This window comes from Streptomyces capparidis, from assembly GCF_054782095.1.
This window is the reverse complement of the sequence record NZ_BAAGTD010000004.1, coordinates 137,667-162,140: the sequence shown is the minus strand read 5'-3', so window position 1 is coordinate 162,140 and position 24,474 is coordinate 137,667. Positions and strand designations below refer to the sequence as shown.

At 74.6% G+C, this 24,474-nt stretch carries 17 protein-coding genes; 7 read left to right on the top strand and 10 right to left on the bottom strand.

Annotated elements, in window-relative coordinates:
* Nucleotides 1–230: 230 nt before the first annotated feature.
* Nucleotides 231–1,178, top strand: coding sequence for an RNA polymerase sigma-70 factor (locus ACYVO2_RS05475; protein ID WP_461006437.1), 948 nt, complete (start codon nt 231–233; stop codon nt 1,176–1,178).
* Nucleotides 1,179–1,323: 145 nt separating this feature from the next.
* On the opposite strand, the gene ACYVO2_RS05470 is transcribed toward ACYVO2_RS05475, so the two are convergent.
* The 4 genes from ACYVO2_RS05470 to ACYVO2_RS05455 all read right to left on the bottom strand — a co-directional run bounded on the left by ACYVO2_RS05470 (nt 1,324) and on the right by ACYVO2_RS05455 (nt 13,218).
* Nucleotides 1,324–1,926: a hypothetical protein gene (locus ACYVO2_RS05470; protein WP_461006436.1), complete on the bottom strand. Its 603-nt coding sequence runs from the start codon at nt 1,924–1,926 to the stop codon at nt 1,324–1,326.
* A 449-nt stretch (nt 1,927–2,375) separates the two neighbouring features.
* Nucleotides 2,376–4,307, bottom strand: a complete 1,932-nt coding sequence (locus ACYVO2_RS05465) for an endo-beta-N-acetylglucosaminidase (protein ID WP_461006435.1) — start codon at nt 4,305–4,307, stop codon at nt 2,376–2,378.
* A 587-nt stretch (nt 4,308–4,894) separates the two neighbouring features.
* Nucleotides 4,895–5,407, bottom strand: a complete 513-nt coding sequence (locus ACYVO2_RS05460) for a rodlin (protein WP_461006434.1) — start codon at nt 5,405–5,407, stop codon at nt 4,895–4,897.
* A gap of 11 nt (nt 5,408–5,418) precedes the next feature.
* Complete coding sequence (locus ACYVO2_RS05455; RefSeq protein WP_461006433.1) at nt 5,419–13,218, bottom strand: SDR family NAD(P)-dependent oxidoreductase; 7,800 nt, start codon at nt 13,216–13,218, stop codon at nt 5,419–5,421.
* A gap of 355 nt (nt 13,219–13,573) precedes the next feature.
* Between ACYVO2_RS05455 and ACYVO2_RS05450 the strand changes: the two genes are divergently transcribed.
* The 5 genes from ACYVO2_RS05450 to ACYVO2_RS05430 all read left to right on the top strand — a co-directional run bounded on the left by ACYVO2_RS05450 (nt 13,574) and on the right by ACYVO2_RS05430 (nt 17,225).
* A complete protein-coding gene (locus tag ACYVO2_RS05450; RefSeq protein WP_461006432.1) occupies nt 13,574–14,788 on the top strand; it encodes an SDR family oxidoreductase in 1,215 nt (404 codons plus the stop codon).
* Between the two features lie 213 nt (nt 14,789–15,001).
* Nucleotides 15,002–15,220, top strand: a complete 219-nt coding sequence (locus ACYVO2_RS05445; protein ID WP_461006431.1) for a hypothetical protein — start codon at nt 15,002–15,004, stop codon at nt 15,218–15,220.
* Between the two features lie 309 nt (nt 15,221–15,529).
* A complete protein-coding gene (locus ACYVO2_RS05440) occupies nt 15,530–15,832 on the top strand; it encodes a hypothetical protein (RefSeq protein WP_461006430.1) in 303 nt (100 codons plus the stop codon).
* Complete coding sequence (locus tag ACYVO2_RS05435) at nt 15,829–16,617, top strand: hypothetical protein (protein WP_461006429.1); 789 nt, start codon at nt 15,829–15,831, stop codon at nt 16,615–16,617. Before ACYVO2_RS05440 ends, ACYVO2_RS05435 begins: the two co-directional genes overlap by 4 nt.
* A 38-nt stretch (nt 16,618–16,655) precedes the next feature.
* Nucleotides 16,656–17,225 carry a GNAT family N-acetyltransferase gene (locus ACYVO2_RS05430; RefSeq protein ID WP_461006428.1) on the top strand — a complete coding sequence of 190 codons (570 nt, stop codon included), beginning with the start codon at nt 16,656–16,658 and terminating at the stop codon, nt 17,223–17,225.
* Between the two features lie 116 nt (nt 17,226–17,341).
* On the opposite strand, the gene ACYVO2_RS05425 is transcribed toward ACYVO2_RS05430, so the two are convergent.
* Nucleotides 17,342–17,512, bottom strand: a complete 171-nt coding sequence (locus ACYVO2_RS05425; RefSeq protein ID WP_461006427.1) for a hypothetical protein — start codon at nt 17,510–17,512, stop codon at nt 17,342–17,344.
* A 295-nt stretch (nt 17,513–17,807) separates the two neighbouring features.
* On the opposite strand from ACYVO2_RS05425, the gene ACYVO2_RS05420 reads away from it, so the two are divergent.
* Nucleotides 17,808–18,653 carry a pyridoxamine 5'-phosphate oxidase family protein gene (locus tag ACYVO2_RS05420; RefSeq protein WP_461006426.1) on the top strand — a complete coding sequence of 282 codons (846 nt, stop codon included), beginning with the start codon at nt 17,808–17,810 and terminating at the stop codon, nt 18,651–18,653.
* 244 nt (nt 18,654–18,897) lie between these two features.
* On the opposite strand, the gene ACYVO2_RS05415 is transcribed toward ACYVO2_RS05420, so the two are convergent.
* The 5 genes from ACYVO2_RS05415 to ACYVO2_RS05395 all read right to left on the bottom strand — a co-directional run bounded on the left by ACYVO2_RS05415 (nt 18,898) and on the right by ACYVO2_RS05395 (nt 24,426).
* The gene (locus ACYVO2_RS05415; RefSeq protein ID WP_461006425.1) at nt 18,898–19,131 is read right to left on the bottom strand and encodes a hypothetical protein; all 234 of its coding nucleotides are present in this window, start codon (nt 19,129–19,131) and stop codon (nt 18,898–18,900) included.
* Nucleotides 19,128–20,633: a flavin monoamine oxidase family protein gene (locus tag ACYVO2_RS05410; protein ID WP_461006424.1), complete on the bottom strand. Its 1,506-nt coding sequence runs from the start codon at nt 20,631–20,633 to the stop codon at nt 19,128–19,130. Before ACYVO2_RS05410 ends, ACYVO2_RS05415 begins: the two co-directional genes overlap by 4 nt.
* Before the next feature lie 196 nt (nt 20,634–20,829).
* Complete coding sequence (locus tag ACYVO2_RS05405) at nt 20,830–22,086, bottom strand: metal-dependent hydrolase family protein (RefSeq protein WP_461006423.1); 1,257 nt, start codon at nt 22,084–22,086, stop codon at nt 20,830–20,832.
* 334 nt (nt 22,087–22,420) lie between these two features.
* Nucleotides 22,421–22,978, bottom strand: coding sequence for a TetR/AcrR family transcriptional regulator (locus tag ACYVO2_RS05400; RefSeq protein WP_461006422.1), 558 nt, complete (start codon nt 22,976–22,978; stop codon nt 22,421–22,423).
* Nucleotides 22,979–23,223: 245 nt separating this feature from the next.
* Nucleotides 23,224–24,426, bottom strand: coding sequence for an MFS transporter (locus ACYVO2_RS05395; protein WP_461006421.1), 1,203 nt, complete (start codon nt 24,424–24,426; stop codon nt 23,224–23,226).
* Nucleotides 24,427–24,474 lie beyond the last annotated feature (48 nt).

The following is a 24,474-nucleotide window of genomic DNA, read 5'->3' as shown; positions in this document are numbered from 1 at the left end:
TGCCTTTCTCAGACTCAGGGGTGCCCGTTGGTGCGCCGGCGCACGGAACGCGTGGTGCGTACGGCGCGGCGTCCTGCCGCACACCAGACGTCGGCTCCCGCTCGCCCGTAACAGCCGCGGCGGTGTGACGCAGGCCACCCTTCGCTGGTGTTACGGGCGGGCGGGGGCCGACGTCTCATGCACGGGCCATGGCTGGGCATGGCGGGGAAGCGCACAGACGGGAGCTGGTTGTGAGCGAGCACGGCAGATGGGGATCGGGCACACCCGGGCTGCCGGACCGCGCCGCCCGGGTGGAGGCGGCGGACGGCGCCACCGAGGTGTTCGTGGCCCACCGCAACCTGTTGTTCACCGTCGCCTACGAGATCCTCGGTTCGGCCGCCGACGCCGAGGACGTCCTGCAAGAGACGTGGCTGCGGTGGATGGCCGTGGATCCGGCGACGGTGCGGAAGGAACGCGCGTACCTGGTGCAGATCGTCACCCGGCAGGCGCTGGACCGGATGCGCGCGCTCGGCCGGCGCAAGGAGGCGTACGTCGGCCCGTGGCTGCCCGAGCCCTTGCTGACCGCGCCGGACGTGGCCGAGGACGTCGAGCTGGCCGACAGCATGTCGATGGCGATGCTGCTGGTACTGGAGACACTCACGCCGGTCGAGCGGGCGGTCTTCGTGCTCCGCGAGGTGTTCGACCTCACGTACGGCGAGATCGCCGAAGCCGTCGGCAAGAGCCCCGCCGCGGTCCGCCAGCTCGCCTATCGGGCACGGGCACACGTCGCTGCCCGCCGACCGCGCGGCACCACCTCGCCGGCCCAGACCCGGGCCGCGCTGCACGCGTTCCAACGAGCGGTCGAAACAGGCGAGTTGCAGAGCCTGCTCGACATCCTCGCCCCCGACGTCGTCGCCCTCAGCGACGGCGGCGGTGTCCGACACGCCCTGCTGCGGCCCGTCGTGGGCGCGGACAAGGTCGCCCGCCTGCTGGCCGGCGGCTGGTGGAAGCACGGCGCCGCGAGGTCGCTCGAACCGGTGCAGATCAACGGCGGCCCGGCTCTCCTGGTCCGGGTCAACGGGCAGGTCGACGGCGTCCTGGCCGTGCGCGTCGAGGACGGCTGTGTCACCGGCGCCTATCACGTCCGCAACCCTGACAAGCTGTCGCGCGTGACGCGGGAGGCCGGCGTCAGCCGCTGATGCCGAGGGCGCTGTGGCGGTTGCGGGACGGGGCGCAGCGCCGCGGGGACGGGCCAGGGCACGCCGAGACAGCCATCACCTCCACGAGGTGGGGAACACCGAGGCGGGACCTACCCGGTGCGGGCGGCGCCGGGGCGGGCGGCACTCAGGGCCTCAGCCGCTCCGTGATCAGGGCCACCAGCTCGTCCTGGTCGAGGACGCCGCGGGCCGACATGACCACCAGAGTGGGGTGGTTCGCATCCGTGGGGTGGACCAGGTCGACGATGGCCACCGGCTCGGACCACACCTCGCAGGACTGGGTGCACTCGTAGTACTTCTGGGTGAAGACCGAGGCGGGGCCGAGGGGGGTCCGCACCTTCCGCATGGTCTGCCGGGGGATCCGGGGGATGTCGTCGGCGGAGCGGTAGATGCCGTGGCGGCCGTTGCCGATCCGCTCGTCCCGCGGATCGCAGGTCCAGGCGTAGGTCTTGATCGTGGCGATGGTGTCGTCCCCCCGGATCAGATGCGCCCAGGCGTCCGGGCAGGCGTCCGCCGGGAGCCCTTCGCTCTCCTCGATCCGCTCGTCACGGGCCAGGGTCACCCGCAGGGCCATGGCCGGCTGGTCGATGGAGTGGGTGGTCCGGGTCGCGGTGGCCGTGGTGGGGCCGGTGGATCGGGTGGCTGGCGGGTCCGGGTCGCTCCCGGGGCCGCAGCCCGCCACGGCGAGACCGACCAGTGCCACCATCGCCGCCAGGCGTGTCCCCCGCATGTCTGCCGTCCTTTCGCGTCCCCCGGCATCCTGCACCAGTTCGGACGGTCGTGGGCTTGTCCATGATGACCTGGCCTGGTGGCGTTCGGTGATGTTCTCGGGGCGCGCTCTGTGACGAGCGGACTGATGGGTGAGGGAGGAGAGAAGAGGGAACGAGACGACACAGCGCAGCGAGCAGCCTGTGGGCGCCCCCACGGCGTCCCTCGTCCGCAGGAGTCCGAACGACCCTGCCCGGACCGATCGATCCCCTGAGAGCGATAGCCGTCACCGCAGGAGGACGCTCAACACCTCGTTCCTCGAAGATCTCCAGGAGCAGGTCGAACAGTGCGACCTCGCGATCGCTCGCGGGCAGGCGCACGCGCACGCGCACGCGCACGGGGCGGCGGGAAGGGCGCCGCGATTCACTCCGGGCGAGGTGCCGGCCCTGCCGGTCCGAGCGGACGGACGGGTCACCAGGTGATGGTGGTGGTGGCGCCGGTGGTGGAGTGGGTGCCGTCGGGGCCGACGGCGGTGACGGTGATCGTGGTGGTGGTGGTGTCGTTGTTCCTGTCGAGCTCGACGTAGTAGACGTCGTTGGGTGTGCCGCCGAGGTAGGTGCCAGGGTCGGTCCCGCCGCGGTGGACCGCGTAGTGGTGCGCGGCGCTGGTGGCGGGGGCGGGTGTCCACGACAGGCGCAGGGCCTTGCGGTCCGGTGCGAGGTCGGTGGTGTCGGTGACGCGGAGCTCGGTGGGGGCCGGAGGGGGGAGGAAGGCGGTGTCGTGGACCGCGAGCTGGCCGATTCTCACGTCGAAGGTGGTGTCGCTCTTCGCGCTGGACAGGAGCCGGAGCCCGAGCTGGACGACGGTCGTGTCGGCGGGGACGCCCAGGTCGGCGGTGTAGGTCTTCCAGCCTCCGGCGTCCTTGCCGGTGGAGGTGAGGGAGACGGCATCGAGCTCGGTGGGGGCGTCGTCGCGGGCGACCACCGCTTGCAGGCTGAAGGTGGGGGTGTCGGGCGTCTTGGCGCGGACGGTGATCATGGTGCTCGAGGTGGCGGTGAACCGGGTCTGGTACAGCCGGACCGTCGCCGGCCGGCCCTCGCCCAGCAGACCGGTCAGCCGCAGGCAGGAGCCGCCTTCCCAGGCGTCGTCGAAACACAGCGCGGCCCTGATCCTGGAGTTGCCCTGGCCTCTGGTGATCCACCGGTAGGTGGGCAGGACGTCCTGCGCGGAGAGGTTGGCCCAGCCGCCCTCGCGGACCGTCTGCCCGGCGTGGCGGTAGGCCGTGCCGTGCCCGGCGTTGAAGTGCGTGACGAACGGCAGGGTCAGCACCGGGGTGCTCTCGGCGATGTACCGGGCCATGCCCGGCCATCCACCCTGGGACGGGTCGTGGCAGGGGCCGGCCCAGAAGGCGGCCTCGTCGCTGTGGAAGCGCTCCAGCCAGGTGTCCGTGACCGGCCCTGGCTGGTTGGAGACCATGTGCGCGGCGTACAGGGCGAGGGAACCGCGGTGCTCCCCGCCCGCGGGGCAGACCAGGTCCGCCCTTGTGCGCCGGTCGGCGTCCCGGACGAGTTCGAGGCCGTAGTGCACGTCGTACTTGTCACGGCCGATCTTCCCGGCCGTGGCCACCGAGTTGGTGATCTTCTCGTCGTCCCAGCCGTAGTCGATGAAGATCGAGTCGCAGACGCGCCTGCCGTCGTGCTGGAGGTACTGGGCATTGCCGCCGGAGCCGTCGGACAGCTCGTACTCGTAGGCCTGGTACCAGGTGAACTCCACGGAGGAGCGGGAGCGCGCGTCGGCCAGCAGGTCCCGAACGTCCGCGTCGAGCTTCGCGTCTTCCGTGGGGGTCTCGTAGTTGATGAACCAGCCGTCGAAACCGTAGTACTCGGCCACCTCGATCAGCTTGTCCGCCACCGGGCGGACGACCTCACCGTGGTACGTCGTCTCCTTCCTGGCGAAGTCCTCGACCCACACCTTCTTCCCGCCGTCGCCGGTCTGGGGGAAGAACACGCTCCCGTACACCTTGACCCCGTTGCGGTGCGCGGCGTCGGTGACGTGCCCGTTGGGCGGGCAGATCAGTCCCTCGCCCGCGGACCCGGCCCAGAACACCAGCACGTCCACGTACTGCCAGTGCCCGAACGCGTAGTAACGGTGGTCCGGCACTCCCTGCGCCGGGTTCCTGCTGGTGCCCCAGAACTCCGCGCAGGACATCACCCGGGCCTCGCCGGCACGGGCCAGGGGGTTCGCCTTCAGCGCCGCTGTCCGCTCCCGCCACTGCAAGGGGACACGGCACCGGTTGAACGGCGCGTCCGCGTCCTCCTCCGGAGACCAGTCCAGGATGCTCCTGCCGCCGGGCGGCAGCTCGGTCGGGCCGGGGTGCCAGTACGGCACGTAGGGAGGCTTCACCGCGGGCCCCGCCCCACCGGGAGACGACACCCGGGGGCAGCGCCGGAGCTGGAACACGGGCGCATCATCGCGTCCTCCTTCACCGGGAGCTTCTCGCCCCTCCAGCACAGCAGCCGGCCAGGCGCCGTCACGGGAGGCAGACGGGTCGCCGGCCGCGGTTTCACCCTCGCGCACGAACGCCCCCTCCCCCGGCCCGGGTGGGGAAGAGCGCCCGGGCGGGGTCGCCGAGCGGGTCCCGGCCCGCGCGTCGACGAGCGGCCGCGGACGTCCGCGGCCGGTGCGCGGTGATCGCGGCGGCGGCCACGGGCGCGGACAGGTGTGTCCCTGCCCCGTCCGCGCCTGTGGGCTGTCCGGGGTGTCGTGGGCGCTGTGGCGTGTCCGGACCGGGCACAGTGGCGTCGAACCGGCAGCAGGGGCAACCAGTGCGGCAACGCACGACCCCAGGGCCTGTCGTCGTATCGCGGAGCGGTGCGGGTGGCCCCGGCCGCCTGAGTGGCTGTGTTCGGACCTCGGATGAGGCTGGTGGCCCCGGTGGTCTCGTCGCTTCGCCGGTGTCCGGCGCGCATGCGGCAGATGCCACCGCTCGCTCATCCGGTGGTGTGGCCATTGGATGACAGGACGGGGATCTGGTCGAGGAGGTGGGACAGGGGCTCTGGCTGCCCTGCACCCGCGCCGCCCGTGCACTGCTGGTTCTGGAGGTTGCCGAGGACGGGGACGTCCTGGACACCGAGGTTGACCAGGGCGAGGACCGATTGCGCGTCGACCTTCGCCGGAAGAGCGGTGCACGGGGCGTTGAAAGCTCCTTGGAGCGAGGTGAGTTCAGTTCTCGCGGCGCCGTAGATCTGGTCGGCTCCGTTGGACGCGTCGGCCCCGCCGCAGTGGTTGAAAGGAGTGGTGACCGGGATGCCGAGCGCGTTGCCGCCGGCGGTGCCGGGGGCCGTGGTGGCGGCGGCGCGGGCGGTGGCTCGCTGGTAGTGGTTGGTGCAGCCGTTGCGGAACGCCGGCGCGAGGACGTCCACGATGCCGCCTGCCCAGGCCGTGCCGACGGGCAGTACGGTGCCCGCCAGGACGGCGCAGCCGACGACGATGGCACGGAGCACGAAACCAGGTCTCACGTCCGCGTCAACGATTCAGCTCCGTCACAGGTGACGACGGACGAGGCCGGCAGGAACATGGGATTGTCCGGCTTGCGCCGCTCCTGGGGGTCGGCGGTGACCGGGAGGCCCGACAGGCCGAGGCGGATGTGGATGGTGCGGGCGATGTCGGCGATGGTGCCCTTGCTGCGCAGCAGTTCCATGGGCGGGATCTCGATCCGGTAGCGCCGTTGTACGGAGATCAGCAGTTCGGCGGCCGTCAGGGAGTCCATGCCGTACTCGTCCAGGCGGCGGTGGTGGTCCAGTTGCCCGGGGTCCATGTGCAGCACGTCGGCCAGTGCCGTGGCGAGGTTGTCGGAGATGAAGGCCAGGGCCTCCTCACCGGGCATCCGGGCCAGCTCTCGGCGCATGTCCTCCACGGTCGCGGCTCCGCCGTCGGCGCGGTCGGGGACGAGGGCCCTCATGCGCGGGCTGGAGACCAGCGGCAGCAGGGCCCGGCCCCGTGACCAGTCGCCCCGCCCGACGAAGGCGACGTCCGCGCCGCGTCCGAGTGTCCGCTCGGCGGCCGGGAACGCCTCCTCCGGCCGGAGCAGTTCCATGCCGAGGACGGCCAGGGAGTCGGCGATCCGGTTGCGGGCGACGTAGCCGACGTCCCCGATGGCGCTCCAGGCGAGGGCGGTGCCGGTGCCGGTCGAGCGGTGCCGGACGCGGGCCAGCGCCTCCAGGAACAGGTTGGCGGCGGCGTAGGGGGCCTGCGTGGGGGTGCCCACGAGGGCGGCGCCGGAGGAGTGGAGCAGGAACAGGTCGCACTCCCGGTCGCGCGTCAGTCGCTCCAGGACGGCCGCGCCGGCCATTTTGGGCCGCAGGACCGCGGCGATCCGCTCCGGTGTCAGCTCGGTGAGCAGGGCGTCGTCCAGGTGCATGGCGCAGTGCGCCACGCCGCGCAGGGGGTGGCCGCCGGCGTCGATGTCGGCGACGAGGCGCCGCATGGCCTCGGCGTCGGCGGCGTCGGCCGCGTGCACCGCGACGTCCGCGCCGCGCTCGATCAGCCGCGCGCGCACCTGGGCGGCCTCCGGGGCGTCGGCGCCGCGGCGGCTGACCAGCACCAGGTGGCGGGCGCCGAGGCGGGTGAGCCACTCGGCGGTGGCGCCGCCGAATCCGCCGGTGCCGCCGGTGACGAGGTAGGTGCCTGCGGGGTCGAGGCGGGGCGGGCGCGGCAGGGGTTCGATCAGCGGGGCTTCGTCGCCCTGGTCGAAGGTGACGACGACCTTGCCGATGTGCCGGGAGTGCTGGAGCAGGCGGAACGCGTCGGTCACCCGGGCGGCGGGGAAGGCGCTGTGCGGGAGGGGGTGGTAGCGGCCCTCGGCGATGAGGGTGTCGATCTCGTCGAGCAGTCCGGGGTCGGCGTCGGCGCTCTCCAGGATCTTGGTGAGGTCCAGGCCGAAGAAGGCGGTGTTGTTGCCGAACGGGCGGAGGCTCACGGACCTGTCGTCGTGGATGTCGCGCTTGCCCAGTTCCACGAAGCGGCCCCCGGGGGCCAGAAGTTCCAGTCCGCGCGCGATGGCCTCGCCGGCCAGGGAGTTGAGCACCACGTCGACGCCACGGCCCCGGGTGATCTCCCAGACCCGCGGGGCGAAGTCCAAGCCGCGCGAGTCCAGGACGTGCTCGGCGCCGAGGGTGCGCAGCAGGGCGCGTTTGACGTCGTTGCCCGCGGTGGCGATCACCCGGGCGCCGATCTTCCCGGCGTACTGGAGCGCGGCCAGGCCCACCGCGCCCGCGGCGCCGTGCACGAGCAGCGTCTCGCCCTCGCGGAGGCGGGCGAGGTGGCCGAGTCCGTAGTGGACGGTGGCGAGGGCCACCGGCATCGTGGCGGCCTCGGTGAACGTCATGTGGTCGGGGATGCGCCGCAGCGCCAGGGTGCTGGTGACGGTGTGCGAGGCGAGGGCGCCCAGGGCGGTCCCCGCCACGCGGTCACCGGGGGCGAGGCCGTCCACCGCGGGGCCGCAGGCGACGATCACGCCCGCGCACTCGAAGCCGGGTCCGGAGTCGGGGGCGATGCCCTCGAACGCCTCGGTGGGCAGGACACCGGCGCACTGCATGATGTCGCGGTAGTTCAGCGCCGCCGCGCGCACCTCAACCACCACCTCGCCCGGGCCCGGCTCGGGGCGGGGCGTCTGGGCCCAGGCGAGCCGGTAGGCGAGGCCCGGGTCGTGGACGCGCAGGGCGAAGGAGTCCTGGCCGGTGGCGGGCCGGGCCGCCGTCCAGGGCACTTCCCGGGGGACGAAGCGGTCAGCGGCGGTCAGGACGATCTCGTCCTCGTCGGTGGGTTCCAGCAGTTCCCTGGCCAGGCGCCGGGCGTCGGCGGCCGGGTCCTGGCCGCGGGCCAGCGACAGCCTGCGGACGCCCAGGTCGGGCCGCTCGCCGGCCAGGCAGCGCGCCGCGCCCCACGCGGCGGCGTCGGCGGGGTGGGTGGGTTCGCCGGGGTCGGGCAGGGCTCCGCAGGGCCGGGTGACCAGCCACAGGTTCACGGCGGTCCCGGGGGGCAGGTCGTCGCCGGCGGCGCACAGGGCGCGCAGGGTGGCCAGGCGGCGGGTCGCCTGCGCCACGAGGCCGTCCTCGTCCGCGGCGTCGTCATCGCCGAGGAGGAGTGCGACGGTCAGTGTCCGGGGTTCTTCGCCGCTGGTGCCCGCCCTGTGGCGCGGTGGTGCGGCGAGCAGGGCGCGCCATCCGCGGACCCGCTCGGTGGCCGGTCCGACGCGCACGCACGCGCCGCCGGCGCCGGCGAGGGCATCGGCCAGCGCGCGGGCGAGCCCCCGGTCGTGGTGGGACTCGGTGGCGATGACGTAGTCGGTGCCGGGGCGTCCGGGGGGCAGGGCGGGGCAGTCCCGGGCCCGGCGCCGGGGGGCGGCGGCGAGGAGGACCGAGAACTGCTCACGGGTGGGCGGGCGGTCGTCCCCGGTCTGGACCACACCGGTGAAGCCGCACCGCCGCAGCAGCGCGGGCCACCGGTCGCGGGGCAGCAGCAGGGAGTGCGGCCGCAGCTCGGTGTCGGTGTGCCCGTAGAAGCTGCCCAGGCCGCCGAAGAGCAGCAGCAGCGTCTCCGGGTCGTGGGGCTCGACGGCCAGGAGGTGGCCCCCGGGGGCGAGCAGGGCGCGGACGCGCCGCAGCGCCGCCGCGAGGTCCTTGGCGGCGTGCAGGGAGTAGCCGGCCACCACCAGGTCGAAGCTGCGGGGCCGCAGGCCCTGTGCGGCCGGGTCCTCGTCGAGGTCGAAGGTGCGGTACTCCACGAAGTCGTGGGCCGCGAAGCGCTTGCGGGCGCGGGCGAGGAAGAAGGAGGTGATGTCGGTGAAGCAGTAGCGGGTGCGGTCGGCGGGCAGCAGCGGCAGCAGCGCCGCGGTGAGCCCTCCCGTCCCCGCGCCGACTTCCAGGACGCGCAGCGCCCGGTCCGCCGGCCAGTGGCGCAGCGTCTCGCGCAGCAGCGCCTGGGCGAGGCGGTTGTGGAAGCGGCACGGCGGCCCGATGTCGTAGACCTGCTCGACCGCGTGCAACGCGGCGTCGGTCGCCAGCAGCTCCACGGCATCGACCGCTCCCTTGAACACGGCGTCGAAGTGCTCGCCCTGGTAGGCGGACAGGGCTGTCTCGGTGACGAACGCCGGGGCCTGCGCCAGCAGTTCCTCGCTCCGGAGTGCGAGCGCGCCGCGGCCCTTCGCCGTCAGCCGCAGCCGGCCGTCCTCGTCGCGGCTCAGCAGACCGTGCCGTACCAGGATGCCGCTCGCCGTCGGGACGAGGGCGCGGTACCGCTCCGGCATCCCCGACCTGACGAGGTCGTCGACCGTGAAGGGCGCCGCCGGGTCCGGAAGCAGCGCGGTGACCGCTCGGGCGAAGGCCCGGGCGGTGACCTCTCCCTGGTGGACGGTCACCCGGTCGTAGTGGTGCGCGCGCCACCAGGCGCGCGTCCGGGCGATGTCGTCCGCCGCCGCGGCCAGGATCCGCTTGGGGCCGGGCAGCGGGGACGGCGCGCACGGGGTGTCCTCGTGCGGGACGGAGCGCAGCACCGTGCGGCTGACGGTGACGGGCAGGCGGCGCAGGGCGGCCAGGCGGCGCAGGCGGGCCCCTTCGAGCCGGGCGGTCACGGTGCCGTCCGGGTCGGCGACGGTGACGTCCCAGCACACCTCGTCCCCGGTGCGCGCCTTCAGGCGCACCCACACCAGTCCCTCGGCCGCCGGGGTGCCCCACACGCGGATCGCGCCGAACCCGGAGGGCAGCCATGCCTCGCCGGCGGCGATCCGCTCGGCCAGCAGCGGCACTCCGGCCTGGAGCGCGCCGTCCAGCACGGCCGGGTGGGCCGTGTAGGGGCCGCCCGGCCGCTCGTGCCGGTACACGGCCAGCACCTCGCCGTCGCCGGTCCGCAGGCGGCGCAGCACCCGGAAGTGCGGGCCGTAGTCCAGGCCGGCGTGCGCGCAGGCCCCGTAGTGCTCCTCGCCGGTGATCTCGCGGGTGCAGCGCTCCCGCAGCGCCGCCGGGTCCAGTGGCGCCGGCCGGGGGTCGAGCAGCGCCCGCACCCGCGCCCTGGCGTGGGCGCGGGGCTCGCCACCGGTGTCGTCGGTGCTGGTGACGCGGCAGGTCCCGTCCTCGGGGTCGAGGCTGACCTGGGTGCGCACGGCGGAGGCGTCGGGCCACGGCAGGACCAGGGCGCCGCTGACGCCCAGGTGCCGGACCTCCGCCGGGGTGCCCAGGACCAGGCGTCCCGCGGCGAGCATCATCTCGGCGTAGCCGGTGGCGGGCATGACCACGGACCCGGCCACGCGGTGGTCGCCCAGCCACGGCAGGCGCGCCGGGTCGGCCTCCCCCTCCCACACCGGCACGGGCGCGCGCAGGCGCTCCCCGAGCAGCGGGTGCCGCAGAACGCCGTCGCCGCTGGACGCCACCCAGGAGCGGGGGGATCCGCTCCAGTGCCGCTGCCGCTGCCAGGGGTGGGCGGGCAGGCCCACGGCGCGGCCGGGCGCCGGGAACCAGCGCTTCCAGTCGGGCTGGGCCCCGGCGGCGAGCAGGGCGGCGGGCACGGTGGCGACCTCGGCGGGGCCGTCGCCGTCGCGGTGCAGGGTCGGCACCACGGCGCAGGGGGTGCCGGTGCGGCTCGCGGTGGTCCTGCGCAGGTAGGTGCGCAGCGCCGGGTGGGGCCCGATCTCGACGAGGACGTCCCCGCCGTCGGCGACCGCGCTTTCCACGGCCTGGCGGAACAGCACCCTGCGGCGCAGGTTGTGCCACCAGTACCGCGCGCCGAGCTCGGTGCCCGTGACCTGGCCGCCGGTGACCGTGGAGTACAGCGGGACCGCGCAGGGCGAAGGGGACAGGCCGGACAGGGCGGCGGTGAACGACGGGCGCCCGCGGTCCACGCAGCGGTTGTGGTAGGCGTACTCCAGGCCCAGGTCGCGGACGAACACGTCGCGCGCCGCCAGCCGCCGTCCGAGCGCGGCGAGCGCGGCGGCCCTGCCGGAGACGGTCACGTCCTTGGGGCTGTTGTCCGCGGCGATCTCCAGCGCCCGCCCGTAGGGGACGAGTTCCCGCGCGGCCCGCTCGGCCGGCAGGCCGACCGCCGCCATCCGCCCGGCGCCCGCCGTCGCCGCCTGGGCGCGGACGCGCGCGGCCAGCACGCGGGCGGTCTGCTCCAGGGTCAGGGCGCCGCTGACGTGGGCGGCGGCGAGTTCGCCGACGCTGTGCCCGAGGACCATGGACGGCTCCACGCCGCGGTCGCGCAGGCAGGCCACCAGGCCGAGCTGCACGGCGAACAGCAGCGGGGAGGCCACCTCGGTCGCGGCCAGGCGCCACGCCCGTGGCGGCGCGGCCAGCGCGTCCGTCACCGACCAGCCCAGCAGCGGGGCGAGCGCCGCGTCCGCCTCGGCCACCGCCTCGCGGAAGACCGGGTCGGCGGCGAGCAGGTCGGCGCCCATGCCGGGCCACTGCGAGCCGTTGCCGCCGAAGACGAACACCACGTGGCCGCCGGCCACGGCCCGGGCGCTCGCGCCCACGGCGGCGGGCGGGCACGGCGTGGGCACGGGCGCGGTGACGCGGACGGCGACGCCGGCTGTTGCGGACGTGCCGGCTGTACCGGCGGCGCCGGGGTCCTCGGGGTCCTCGGGGACGAGGCCGTCCCCGGCGCCCTGCCCGGTCCGGGCGCCGGGGACGGCCTCGTCCACCGCCTCCCCGGCGTCCCGCGCTCCCGCGCGGCCCGCGCCGTCGCCGGTGCCGTCCCCGTCTTCCGCGCCGAGGCCCGCGAACCACCGTGCGGCCGCGTCGGCGGTGCGGGCCAGCGCCACGGCGCGTTGTTCGTGCCTGCCGCGGCGCAGGCACGAGGTGTGCGCGATGTCGTAGAACTCCCGCGGCCCCGCGCCCGCCAGGCGCCGGGCCATCCGCGCCGCCGCCTCCCGCAGCGCCTCGGGCGAGCGCGCGGAGACCAGCACCGGCAGCCCTTCGGGCGGCGCCGCGGGCGGCGGCGGGTCGTCGCGGGGTGGTGCGCCGGCGAGGACGGCGTGGGCGTTGGCGCCGCCGAAACCGAAGGAGTTCACGCCCACCACCGGCCGTTCGCGCTTCGGCAGGCGGCGTGTCTCGCCGGTCAGGCTCAGCCCGAGCCCGGCGAAGTCGATGTCCCCGTGCGGCGGCAGCGGGTGCGGGCTTCCCGGGGCGACGCCGTGGCGGAGCACGAGCAGTGCCTTGCACAGGCCGGCGATGCCGGAGGCGGGCTCCAGGTGCCCCATGGCGGTCTTGACGGACCCGATGGGCAGGTCGCCGGTGATGCGGCGGATGCCCAGGGCACGGCCGATGGAGTGGGCTTCGATGGGGTCGCCGACGGGTGTGCCGGTGCCGTGCGCCTCGAAGTACACCAGTTCGTCCGGGTGCACGCCGGCCTGTGCGTAGACCCGGCGCAGCAGCTCCTCCTGGGCGGCGGTGTTGGGCAGGGCGATGCCCAGGGTCCTGCCGTCGTTGTTGGTGGCGGTGCCCAGGATCACGGCGTGCACGCGGTCGCCGTCGGCTTGGGCGTCGGTGAGGCGTTTGAGGACCAGCAGGCCGCCGCCCTCGGCGCGTACGAAGCCGTCGGCGTCGGCGGAGAACGAGGCGCACCTGCCGCGGACCGACAGCATCGCCGCCTGGCAGAACCCGATGTAGTGGTACGGGCTGAGCAGCAGGTTGACGCCGCCGCTCAGGGCGGTGCGGCTGGTGCCCTCGCGCAGGGAGCGGCAGGCGGCGTCGAGCGCGAACAGCGCTGAGGAGCAGGCGGTGTCGACGATCAGGCTGGGGCCGCGCAGGTCGAACGCGTGGGAGACGCGGTTGGCCGCGACCGACAGGGCCGCGCCGGACATCGTGTACGGGCCGACGGTGCGCGGGGACATCATCTGAAGAGCGCCGTAGGAGGCGTCGGAGATGCCGACGTACACCCCGGTGTCGGACCCGGCCAGCGTGGCCGGATCGACGGCGGCGTCGTCCAGCGCCTCGGCGGCCAGTTCCAGCAGCAGCCGCTGCTGGGGGTCCATGTGCTCGGCCTCCTTCGGGGAGATGCCGAAGTACGCGGCGTCGAAGCCCGACACGTCATCGAGGAACCCGCCGGCCGCCGTGTAGCTGCGGCCGGCCCGGGGGTGGGAGGTGTCCACGAATCGCTCGGTCTCGAAACGGTCCTCCGGCACGTGCCCGACCAGGTCCCGGCCCTCCGTCAGCGCCCGCCACAGCCCGTCCAGGTCGCTGATCCCCCCGGGAAGCCGGCAGGCGGCGCCCACGATGGCGACCGGCTCCCGCGCGGCCGTGCCCTTCCGGTTCCGCTTCACGCGCGGCCTCCCTCCGGTGGAGCGGTTTCCCGAACGGGCTACCCACGGCGTCCGCGCGGACAGTCACACCAAGCAGTGATTCTCTACTTCAAAGCATGTGATATGAGCAACAAACCGGACGCATACTTCGCGGGTCGCCCGTTCGGAGGACTCACGCGGGGCGGCGCATGGCAGGCGCGGCGCCTGGCAATCCATGCCATTGGACGCCGCGACGCACGTCGGCGGACGCCGCGCCGGGCGCTCCCCGCTCCACTCGGGCGCCGCCGCCCCGGCGGGGCGCGCCCACGGCCCGTCCCCTCCGCACCGCCGTCCGGCCCACTCCCCCTCGTGCCGCCTCACCCCGCGGGAGCCCGACGTGACTGTAGTGCTCACGGGAGCGACCGGATTCCTCGGCAGCCGCGTCCTGCGCGAACTGCTCGCCCGGGACAGCGGCGAGACGATCGCGGTCCTGGGCCGCGGCACTCCCGAGGAGCTGTCCGACCGCGTACGGGCCGCCGTGTCCTGGCTCGACCCGGCCCTGCCCCCTGGCGCCCTCGACCGCCTGCGCCCCGTCACGGCCGACCTCGGCGCGCCCGGCCTGGGCCTGGCCGGGCAGGACCGCGCCCTCCTCGCACGGGACGTCAGCACCGTCTGGCACCTGGCGGCCGACACCAGCCTCCAGGGCGACCCGGCCGCGCTGTACCGCGTCAACGTCCGCGGCACCCGTGCCGTGCTGGAACTCGCCGACGAGCTCCCCGGCGCCCGGCTGGTCCACGTCAGCACCGCCTACGTCGCCGGCCGGCGCGCCACCGGCCGGGTCATGGAGGACGACCTCAGCGAGGAGCACGGCTTCGCCACGTACTACCACGAGACCAAGTACACCGCCGAGCGGCTGGTCCGCTCCTGGGCGGAGCACCGCGGCCGGGCCGTGACCGTGCTGCGCCCCTCCCTGCTCGTCACCGACCGCGCCGCCCCGCCCGGGGTGCGGGACCAGCCGGCCGCCGCGCTGTACCGGATCGGGGACCGGACGCTGCGCGCCCAGGACGCCGGTCCGCTGGAGTCGGTCATCAGCGAGGGCGTGCTGCCCGGCGGCGGCAGGCTCTTCCGGATCCAGGGCGACCCCCGCGGGTCGGCGAACGTGATCCAGGTGGAGTACGCCGCCACCGCCATGGCGCGGGTGGCCGCCGCCCACGCCGCGGCGGCTCTCCCCGGGGTGACGACCGTCCACGTCACCCACCCGCGCAACACCTCCCTCGCCGCGGTGAAGCAGGCGCTGCGGACCGTCCAGCCGAATCTGAGGGTGGTGGTGGTGCCCTCCCTGCGCACGCCGACCCCGTACGAGTCCATGGCCGTGGAGCAGGGCGGGTTCCTGCTGGGGGCGAGCGGGCAGCGCCGTACCTACGACCGGACGAACCTGCTGAACGCCGTCGGCGACCTGCCCGGCCCGCGGTCGATCACCGGCGCGTACCTGGTCCGGGTCTTCCGTGCCTGCCTGGCCTCCTGCGCGCGGGCCGCCGGACACCCCGGGCCGGGCGGGCGGAAGACCCCGGCCCCGACACCCGGGTGCCCGGGCACCCGGGCACCCGAATGAACGCCACTCGTTCGGTCACCCGTTCGGCCTAGGCGGACATGTGGCGTGAGCGCCCGGGTCGGAGAGTGGGACGTGAGCAGGGGGTGGCCGTGGCCGCGTGACGGGGTGCCGTCCGCGGCTCCCTCGCCCGGCCTCGACCCCGCCCCCCTTGCGCCGACGCCGCCCGTCGTGAAGGGCGACGGGGCGTCGAGTACCCGGAAGGAGTTGTTCACCATGGCAGGGAAGACCGCGTGGTCCCTGGCGGCCGCGGTCGGAGCACACCCGGAGCCGATACGCCTGGACAGCCGTCCTGTGCGCGACCTCCTCCTCGATGGCTTCGATTACTGGGAGGGCCAGGACCGCTTTCTGCGTCCGGGCGCGGCGCCCGCGCGGCCCGAGCAGGCCGGGGTGACGGAACTGATGTCCGCCAGGGCACGGGCGCTGAGGGGCTGACGGCTCCGGGCGCCGGACCATGGATCCGTACGAGGCCGGGCTGGCCGCCCTGTTCGCGCTGTGGCTGGCGCTGACGGTGGTGGCCCAGCTCGGCGAGGCCGTTCCGCGGGTGAGGAAGGCACTGTCGGCCGAGCCTGTGCGTCTGCTGCTCCCCGCCTACAACTTCTTCGCCCCGGTCCCGGGCACCACCGACCCGCACCTGCTGGTGCGGCTGCGGGGTCCGGGGGGAGGCCCCGGCCCCTGGTGGGAGCTGACCGGCGAGCCGGTGCGCACCCGGTGGGACTGGGTGTGGAACCCCGGTCGCAGGGAGTGCAAGCAGATGGCCGACCTCGCCGACCACCTGGCAGGATCGACCCGCGGTGCGAGGCGGCCTCGACCGCGCTGTCCGTCCCCTACCTGCTGCTGCTCAACCACGCCGTCGCGGCCGTCACCGGCTCCGGCCCGCCGCCCGGCACACAACCACCCGACACACAGGTGCAGTTCCTCATCGCCCACTCGCACTCGCGCTGCTCCGACGGCGAGGACCGGCCGGACATACGGTTCCTGTCCCGGTGGCACCCGCTGCCCGGCCGCGCGGCCGCGGCCACGGAGACGGAAGGGGTCCGCCGGTGACCCTGGGCGCCGAGACGGCCCTGCGGTGGGTGGAGGTCCTCGCCGGGATCGGCGCAGTGATCTCCTGCGCGGAGTTCCTCGCCCGCCCGGCGCTGACGGATGACACCTCGCTGGCCGGTTGGCCGCTGCTGCGCCTGCGCGGACGCGGCTGGGCCGCCTGCGGGGACGCGGTGTTCGCCCATCCCAGGGTGCTGGTCCTGCAAGGACTGCGGATGGCCGCAGCCCTGGCGGTCGTCGTGTGGCCGCTGCGCGGCGCGCCCCACACGGCTGCCCTGGGCACCGTCGCCGTGACCTCGGTGCTGTGGATGGTGCGCGGCCCGTCGGGATCCGAGGGCGCCGACCACCTGCTGGCGATCACGTTCACGGCCCTGGCCTTGACGTCCGCGCACCCCACACCCGGGGTGATGCGCCTGGGCCTGTGGTTCCTGACGGGCCAGGCCGTCGTCGCGTACTTCACCTCCGGGATCTACAAGGCCGCCTCACGCGTGTGGCGGGACGGCAGCGGGCTGACCGGGATCCTGGGCACCCGCGCCTGGGGCAGCCCCCGCCCGGCCGTGTGGTGCACTGCCCATCCCGCGGCCGCCGCGTGGGCCTCGCGCGGCGTCATCTGCGCCGAGACCTGCTTCCCTCTGGTCCTCCTGGCCCCGTCCGCCGCCCTGCCGGCGCTGCTGGCCGGCGGCGTGCTGTTCCACCTCGTCTGCGCCGCGGTGATGGGGCTGAACGTCTTCGTGTGGGCCTTCACCGCGACCTACCCCGCCATCACCTACACGGCCCTGGCCTGGTGAACGTCCCTTCCAGGAGTCCCGTGTTGCAGGAGTTCCGCATGCCCACCACCGAGATCACTGTGCGACACCACGACGCCCACGAGGCGCCCGCCGTGCGACCCGCCCTGGTCGTGATCTACGCCGGGATGCTGGAGGAGGGCCTGCGGGTCCCGAGGTCCGCCACCGTCGAGCGGTTCGCCGAGGTACCGCGCGCCCACACGGCGATCCCCGGCTGGTCGTGCGTCATCGCCTACCACGGGGAGGAACCCGTGGGATGCGGCTACGGCTGGCCCCTGCCCGCGGACACCGACTGGTGGGACGGGCTGCTGACCCCCGCGCCCGCCGACGTGAAGGCCGAGACAGGGTCCCGCACCCTCCAGTTCCGCGAACTCATGCTGCGCCGGGCCTGGCGCGGGACCGGCACCGGCCGCCGCCTGTTCGACAACCTCCTCGGCGCCTACGACGTGGAGCGCGCCGTGTGCGCGACCTCCGCGGGCAGGCCCCGGTTGCACGCCTACTACACGGCCTGCGGCGGGCGGTCCCTCGGCGACTACCGCGCCCCCGGGTCGACCGCCCCACCGAACACCGCCTTCCTCTTCCCGCTCCCCCTGCCGCCCACCCCGGCGTGACCGGGACCGGCGACGGCGCGCCGCCCCACTCCGAGGCCGAGGACGGCTCCGCGCCCGACGGCAGACCCCACCCGGGCGGATGGGATCGTGAACACCCCTGGGGCGCGGTGGGGTGGTCAGGCGGCGTCGCAGTCGGCGCCGATGACACGGCCGTCGATCAGGTCGAGGAAGATGCCGCACTGGTGGTCGATCGCGGCCGCCCGGGCCGCGGAAGCGGCGGTGAAGGCGGCGCCGGCCGCGAGCGTGGCAGCGGCGGTGGTCAGCGAGCGCGGGAGCAAGCGGGGCATGGGGCCCTCCGATCGGCACGACGCGCAGGCCACGCCGGCGAGGTCACCTGGCAGCCCCGGGTGTTCGCACCTGGCGCTTCCCGCGGTGTGCGCTGGAGGCCAGGCGACCACGGACCGTGGGCGGCCCGGCCACGCGAGGGCCGCGGGCCGCGGTCCCGGCCGGAGCCCGTGGTGGCGCGGACGACGCCGTACTGCTCGCTGCGCCGAACGGCGGCGGGCGCGCGTGCGGCCCGGCGGCTGCCGGGGCACGCTCGTGGCGGGAGGACCGACCCTGCGCAGACCCGCGGAGACCGCCATGCCCCTTCTCGAGCCGGACGACTATCCCTGGAGACCCACCGCGCGTACCCAGGTCAAGCGGCTGTCCCGCAACGCCCGCTACGACCGGCGCGGCGTGCACGCGATCCTCGACGAGGGCTTCGTGTGCCACGTGGGGTTCGTCAGCGACGGCGCCCCGGTGGTGCTGCCCACGCTCTACGGGCGCACCGGTGATCGGCTCTACCTGCACGGCGCGAGGGAGGCGCGCCTGTACGAGCTGGCGGCGCGCTCCGGGACGGGGGGCCTGCCGGTGTGCCTGACCGTCACCCTCCTCGACAGCCTGGTGCTGGCCCGCTCCGCGTTCCAGCACACCGTCAATCACCGGTCCGTCGTCGTCCACGGCAATCTGCACCCCGTGACCGACGACAAGGACCGGTACGCCGCTCTGGCCTGCCTGGTCGACCATGTCGTCCCGGGCCGCTGGGGGGACACCCGCCGCCCGGGCGACAAGGAGCTGTCCTACACCGGGGTGCTGCGCCTGGACCTCAACGAGGTGTCCGCGAAGGTGCGCCACGGCGGGCCGAGGGACGAGACCCCGGAGGACATCGCCTCCCGGTACTGGGCGGGTGCCCTGCCCGTCGGACAGACCTACGGCCCCCCGGTCCCCGCCGACAACCTCGACCCCTCCATCCCGGTACCCCCTTACTCGGTGAAGCGCCGCACCACCGGGGCGATCGGGGCGTGGCGCATCTCGTCGGGGGTGAGGTCCAGGGCCTGGCAGGCGCCGTTGACCATGCGGTGGCGGGCGTGCATCAGCTCGTTGGCGGTGAAGACGAAGAACCCGCCGGGCACCTCGTGGGGGAAGCGGGAGAGCAGCATGCCGTAGGTGGTGATCTCGGCTTCCTGCGACTGGAATTCCGCGAGGGCGAACCGCCTGAGCAGGCCGGTGTCGACGCCGCCCCGGCGGGCCAGGGCGAGGACCTCGTTGGCGTTGACGTGTTCGGTGACGTTGACGCCGGTGGCGTCGATGAACGATGTGGTGGGCACAGCGGTTCTCCTGGGGTCTTGGGGCAGGGGTCTCGCGTCGGGGGTCTGGGGTCGGGGGCCGGGGGTGGTCGGGTCCGGAGGTGTCAGTGCTCCAGGGTGAGGGGCCGGTAGTCGGGGTCGTCCCACATGTCGCCCGGTCCGGGGTTGCCGGGCAGGGTGCTTCCGCCGAGGTGGCGCAGGACTCCCCAGGCGGCGTTGAGGCCGGAGGCCATGGCGTGGTCGAGCCAGCCCGGGGTCCACGCGGTGTCGTCGCCGGCCAGGAACAGGCCGTGGGGCGGTTCGCCCGGGATGGCGGGCGTGCCGGTGAAGTCCTTCATGAGTGGGCGAACAGGTCCCACTGGTACTGGTGCTCGCCGGGGCGGGAGAAGCGGCACTGGCCGCGGAAGTGGCGCTCGTTCTCCCAGGAGACGGTCACCGCCCGGCCGGTGGAGGCCGCCTCCCGCAGCCGCCCGGCCGCCCCGGGGTGGATCGCCGCCAGCTCCCGCACGAACACCGCGACGCGTTCCTCCAGGGAGGCGGCGGCCACTTTCATCGAGTCCTGCGCCCAGGTGAAACTGAGGTCGAACACGCTCGTCCCGCCGCCCTCGGCGCGGGGCGGCCCGTAGTCGACGGTGTAGCTGGCGCGCGGCAGGCGGTCGGTGAGGGTGACACCGTCCAGGCTGCTGCCCTCCCAGAAGGGGGTGCGGGTCACCAGCGCGGTCTTGGAGGAGGGCCAGTAGTTGAGGCGGCGCACGGCCCGCCACAGGCGGGGCCCGAACGGCGAGGAGCCGGGGCCGGCCGAGCGGACGTCCACGGCGGTCTCGAGGATGTGCAGTTGCGGGGTGAAGACGACGGCGGGGAAGCGTTCCGCGTGGCCGTCCGCGCAGTGCACCGTGACGGGCCCGCCGGCGGTGGTGGGGATGTCCAGGGCGGTGACCGCCGGGCGCACCGTCCCGCCGTTGGCCTCCTCCAGGCTGGTGGTGCGGCTGTCCGGCCCGGTCACGTGGTGGGACCAGAAGCCCTCGGCCAGGGCGCTGATGCCCTCCCGCGGATAGTGCGTGGTCCCGCCCTCGCTGGCCAGCAGGACGCGGACGATGTCCAGGAACGCCAGGTGGAAGAAGACGTCCCAGGCGACGGGGCCGATGCCGGCGCCGCCGAGTACACGGGCCTGCCCGCCGTCCAGGCCGGCGCCGTCCGGGTCGGTGAGGAAGCGGTGGAAGGTCCATCCGGCGAAACGGTGCACCAGCCCGCTCCATCGCCTCCTGGCGGACGCGCGGTCGCGGGCGGCCAGGTCGCGCTGGAGGGCGAAGAAGCCGATGGCCTCCAGGGCCCGCGTCCAGCGCGTGTGCGCCTGGTGGAAGGGCTCGTGGTGCGGGTACAGGTCGGTGATCCGGCCCACGTCGTAGCGCACGCCGTCCAGGTGCAGCACGGTCAGCGGGGTGGCGGGAGCGTAGTTGTCGCGGAAGGGGAGCCAGTGCAGGCCGAAGGCGTCGGCGTAGTGGTGCAGCAGCCGCGCCGAGTCGGGGGAGCGCATGCAGCCCAGCTCCACCACGGCGCTGTCGGCCGGGTCCAGCCGGCGCGAGTACATCCGCCCGCCCAGGCGGCGTCCGCCCGGCCCGTCCTGGCTGGTCTCGGCTTCGTACAGCACCGGTCGGCATCCGGCGCGCAGCAGTTCGTACGCGGCGGTGAGCCCCGCCCCGCCGGCGCCGATGACGGCGACCGGGGCTCCCGCGGCCTCGGCGGGCAGCCGTCCGACGCGGTCGCGCGCGACGTGGGCGGCGTAGTCGAAGGGGAAGTCGGCCTGCACGTCGCTGGCGGGGGGCGGGGTGTCCTCGCTCATCGTCTCCTCCTCGGGAGCGGACGGCCGGGGGTGTGCGGGGGGTGGCCGCTGGTGCGCGCCCGGCTGCCCGCGCGGGTGCGGCCACCCGGGAGCGGGCAGCGACTGCCCGCCGGTCCTCTCGGCGGCTCCCCCGGCGCGCGGACCGCGGCGCCCCGGGCCGGGTGCCGGACGCGCGCCGGCCCGCCCGGGCGGTACGTCACGGGTCGCCCCCCGTCCCGCGCCGCCGCCCGTGACCGGTGGTGTTCTTGCGGACCTCGCCGTCCCGCACGACCAGGCCGACCCGGGTCATCGCCGTGATGTCCGTGAAGGGATCGCCCCGTACCGCCACCAGGTCGGCGCGGGCGCCGACGGCGATCCGCCCGACGTCCGGCAGGGCCAGCAGTTCCGCGGCCGTGCTGGTGGCGGCGCGCAGCACCCGCAGCGGGGCGAACCCGTTCTCCACCAGGGTGACGAAGTCCTCGCCGTTGTCCCGGTGGGGCAGCATGCCCGCGTCCGTGCCGTAGGCGATCCGCACCCCGCTCGCGCACAGCGCCGCCGCCCCGTCGTGCAGCCGGTCGCGGCAGGCCCGGAACTTCTCCCGCGCCTGGTCCGGGCGGCCGCTCCAGTAGGCGTCGTCGTCCAGCGCCCGCAGCGCCCCGAACAGGACGCTCTGCGTGGGCACCAGGAACGTCCCCCGCTGCTCCATCTCGGCGAGCGTGTCGGGGCCGGCCAGCGACCCGTGCTCGACGGACCGCGCGCCCGCCCGCACCGCCCGGCGCACCCCCTCGTCCCCGAACGCGTGGACCGCGCACGGCAGGCCCAGATCGGCCGCCGCGGCGACCAGCACGTCCATCTCCCGCTGGGTGTAGGTCACCTGCTCCGGCCGGTCCGACGGGGAGAAGAACCCGCCCGTGCCGCAGAACTTGACCCAGTCCGCCCCCAGGCGGCTCTCGGTGCGCACCGCCCGCAGGATCTCCTGCTCGCCGTCGGCCAGGAACCCCAGCTCCGTCCCTGGCCAGCCGCCCGCTTGCGCACTGTGGTCCCCGTGACCGCCCCGCGCGGAGATCAGGTGCGGAGCCACCACCAGCCGCGGCCCCGGGACCAGCCCCGCCTCCACGGCGTCGCGCACCATCAGCTCCAGCGGCACCGGCAGGGCGGAGCCCATCGTCCGGACCGTGGTGAAGCCGTTGTCCAACACGGCGCGCAGAGCCGCCAGCACCATCGCGAGCCGCCGGCCCATCGACACCGACACGTCCTCGTCCGTGGCCTCCGGGTTGTCCACCAGGTGCACATGGCAGTCGATGAGGCCCGGCATCAGGGTGTACCCGGGAAGAGCCAGCCGCTCAGCCTCCCACGGCACCCGGTCGCGGTCGCCGACGAACGACACCCGCGCACCCTCCACGACGACCGCCGCCTCCGACTGCGCGCCAGCCGTTCCGTCCCAGCACCACTCGGGCACGATCGCGAGCGTCATGAGGGACGCCTGTCCCGGCCAGGCTCGGTATGGCGCCCGATAGCAGCCGATGACCCCGCCGCCGCGCCGGTCGCTCCTGTGCGCACCCGCTTGTCATCGCGCCGTGCGCCGTAGCTGCCGGTGCGGTCCGCGTGCCCGGAGGAACGCGAACTCCGCGAGGCTCGGGTGGGATGTGGCATCCCGGCGGAAAGCGTGCCGTCGCGAGGCGGGTGCACGTGCCGATGCAGACGCGCGGTGGCCGGAACCGGGCCATCGAGCCCGGAACGGGTCCGCGCGGCGGCCCGCGCGGACAGCCGCCCGGGCGCCGTGCACGGCCAAGCAGCGGTGACTTGAGTCAGGGGGCCTGCCCGGAGGTCGCCGTGATGCGGGCGATGGCCTCGAGCGTGAGGGCGCGGTCATGGGGCTCGGTGGCCAGGGCGCGGTGGAGGGTCAGGCCCTCGATGAGGGCGTCGAGCTGTCGGGCGGTGTCGGGGTCGAAGTGCTTCTCCAGGTGGACGCGGCTGCGGCGCATCCATTCGTGGGTGAGTTCGCGGTAGGAGGGCTGGCGGGCGGCGAGGGTGTACAACTCCTGGGCGAGCACGAGGTCGCGCTGGCTTCCCTCGGACAGGGCGTGGACGAGGTCGGCCACGGCCTCTCTGGCCTGTCCTGGGTCGGCGGGGGCGGTGAGGTGGGCGTCGAAGACGGCGACGATGTGGTCGGTGAAGCGGCCGAAGGCCTCGCGCAGCAGGTCGTCCATGCCGCTGAAGTGGTAGGTCATCGATCCCAGAGGCACGCCGGCGCGCTTGGCGATCTTGCGGTGGGAGACGTGGGCGATGCCCTCCTCGGCGATGAGGTCGAGGGTGGCTGCGAGGATGCGCTCGCGCCGCTGGGGGTCGGTGTGTCCGGTGGCCATGGGGACGAACCTAGAGGGCGTTTCCCGCGTGGGCGGTCCGGTGGCGGGCGGGCGGACGCGCGGCCCGTCGCCGGCGGTGGGCGGTCCCGGGGTCGTCGGCGACGCGGGGAACGCCCGCCTCCGTGCGCGCCGGGTTCGTGCCCGGGTCGTCCGCACAGTGGTCCGTCGCCATGGAGCGAGCCTACACCCATGAGCGTACGTTCGTACGCTCATGGGTGTGGTGTGCCGGTCCGGTGTCGGAGGAGTCACGGGCGGCGGTTGCTGAGCACTCCGGCCAGCAGGATGACGAGCAGGCCGGCGAGGGGCACCACCAGCAGGCCCACGCGGAGGCTGGTGGCGTCGGCGACCAGCCCGACGACCGGCGGGGAGAGCAGGAAACCCATGCGCATCAGCCAGGAGACGATCGTGAGTCCCGATCCCGGTTTGAGGCCGGGCAACTCGTCGGCTTCGTGCATCGCCGCCGGCACCAGCGTGGCCACGCCGAAGCCCGCCGCGGCGAAGCCGAGGACCGTGCCCGGCACGGTGGGCACGGCCAGGGCCAGGCCCATGCCTGCCGCGGCGACGAGCCCACCGGCGCGGGCCACGGCGCGCTGGCCGAACCGGTCGACGAGCCGGTCGCCGAGGAGGCGGCCGACGAACTGCGCTCCGACCAGGGCGATGTAACCGCAGGCCGCGATGGTGACCGAGGCGTGCAGGGAGCCGGAGAGGTAGAGCGTGGCCCAGGAACTGCCCGCGTCCTCGACGAGCGCGCCCGCTGTGGCGATGACGACGAGCGCGGCAAGCACCCATCCCGTACGCGGCCCGGCGCCGGCTCGCCGGTCCCTGCGCGGGTCCGCCTCGGACTCGGCGCCCTGCGCAGGGTCGTCGTGGCCCGGCAGACAGAACCGCAACGCGACACAGGCCGCCGTGCCGCACAGCACCGCCGAGATCAGCAGGTGCCGCCCGCGCGACAGGTCCAGGGCGATGGCGGCGGCGGCCATGGCGCCACCCGTGACGGCGCCGATGGACCAGACGGCGTGGAAGGAGTTGATGATGGACCGCCCGTAACGCCGCTGCACCCGCAGGCCGTGGGCGTTCTGGGCGACATCGGTGATGGCGTCCGAGGCACCGGCCAGCAGGAGAGCGCCCGCGAAAAGGGCCACGGAGTCGGCGAGGCCGGCCGCGAGGGTCCACAGTCCGGTCAGCAGGGTGGTGAGCACCGCGGCGCGCGCCGATCCCAGCCGTCGGATGACGACTCCGGCTGCGAGCCCGGCGGCGATGGCGCCGACCGGGAACGCCGCGACGGCCAGTCCGTAGGCGGCATTGCCGATGCCGAGGTCCGCCTTGATCTGCGGGTAGCGCGGCACCAGGTTGGCGAACAGTGCGCCATTGGTGAAGAAGAGCACGCCCACAGCCATGCGGGCCCGCCGCTCGATCCGGACAGGCCGGTGCGGTGCGTCAACAGTCATGCGCGGGAGCGTACAGGCAGAGCGTACGAACGTACACTACTCCGTTGA

Coding starts and splice junctions, on each gene's coding strand:
- ACYVO2_RS05430 (WP_461006428.1), top strand. CDS start 16,656: ATGCCCACCACCGAGATCACTGTGCGACACCACGACGCCCACGAGGCG.
- ACYVO2_RS05410 (WP_461006424.1), bottom strand. CDS start 20,633: ATGAGCGAGGACACCCCGCCCCCCGCCAGCGACGTGCAGGCCGACTTC.
- ACYVO2_RS05425 (WP_461006427.1), bottom strand. CDS start 17,512: ATGCCCCGCTTGCTCCCGCGCTCGCTGACCACCGCCGCTGCCACGCTC.
- ACYVO2_RS05400 (WP_461006422.1), bottom strand. CDS start 22,978: ATGGCCACCGGACACACCGACCCCCAGCGGCGCGAGCGCATCCTCGCA.
- ACYVO2_RS05470 (WP_461006436.1), bottom strand. CDS start 1,926: ATGCGGGGGACACGCCTGGCGGCGATGGTGGCACTGGTCGGTCTCGCC.
- ACYVO2_RS05445 (WP_461006431.1), top strand. CDS start 15,002: ATGGCAGGGAAGACCGCGTGGTCCCTGGCGGCCGCGGTCGGAGCACAC.
- ACYVO2_RS05415 (WP_461006425.1), bottom strand. CDS start 19,131: ATGAAGGACTTCACCGGCACGCCCGCCATCCCGGGCGAACCGCCCCAC.
- ACYVO2_RS05420 (WP_461006426.1), top strand. CDS start 17,808: ATGCCCCTTCTCGAGCCGGACGACTATCCCTGGAGACCCACCGCGCGT.
- ACYVO2_RS05405 (WP_461006423.1), bottom strand. CDS start 22,086: ATGACGCTCGCGATCGTGCCCGAGTGGTGCTGGGACGGAACGGCTGGC.
- ACYVO2_RS05395 (WP_461006421.1), bottom strand. CDS start 24,426: ATGACTGTTGACGCACCGCACCGGCCTGTCCGGATCGAGCGGCGGGCC.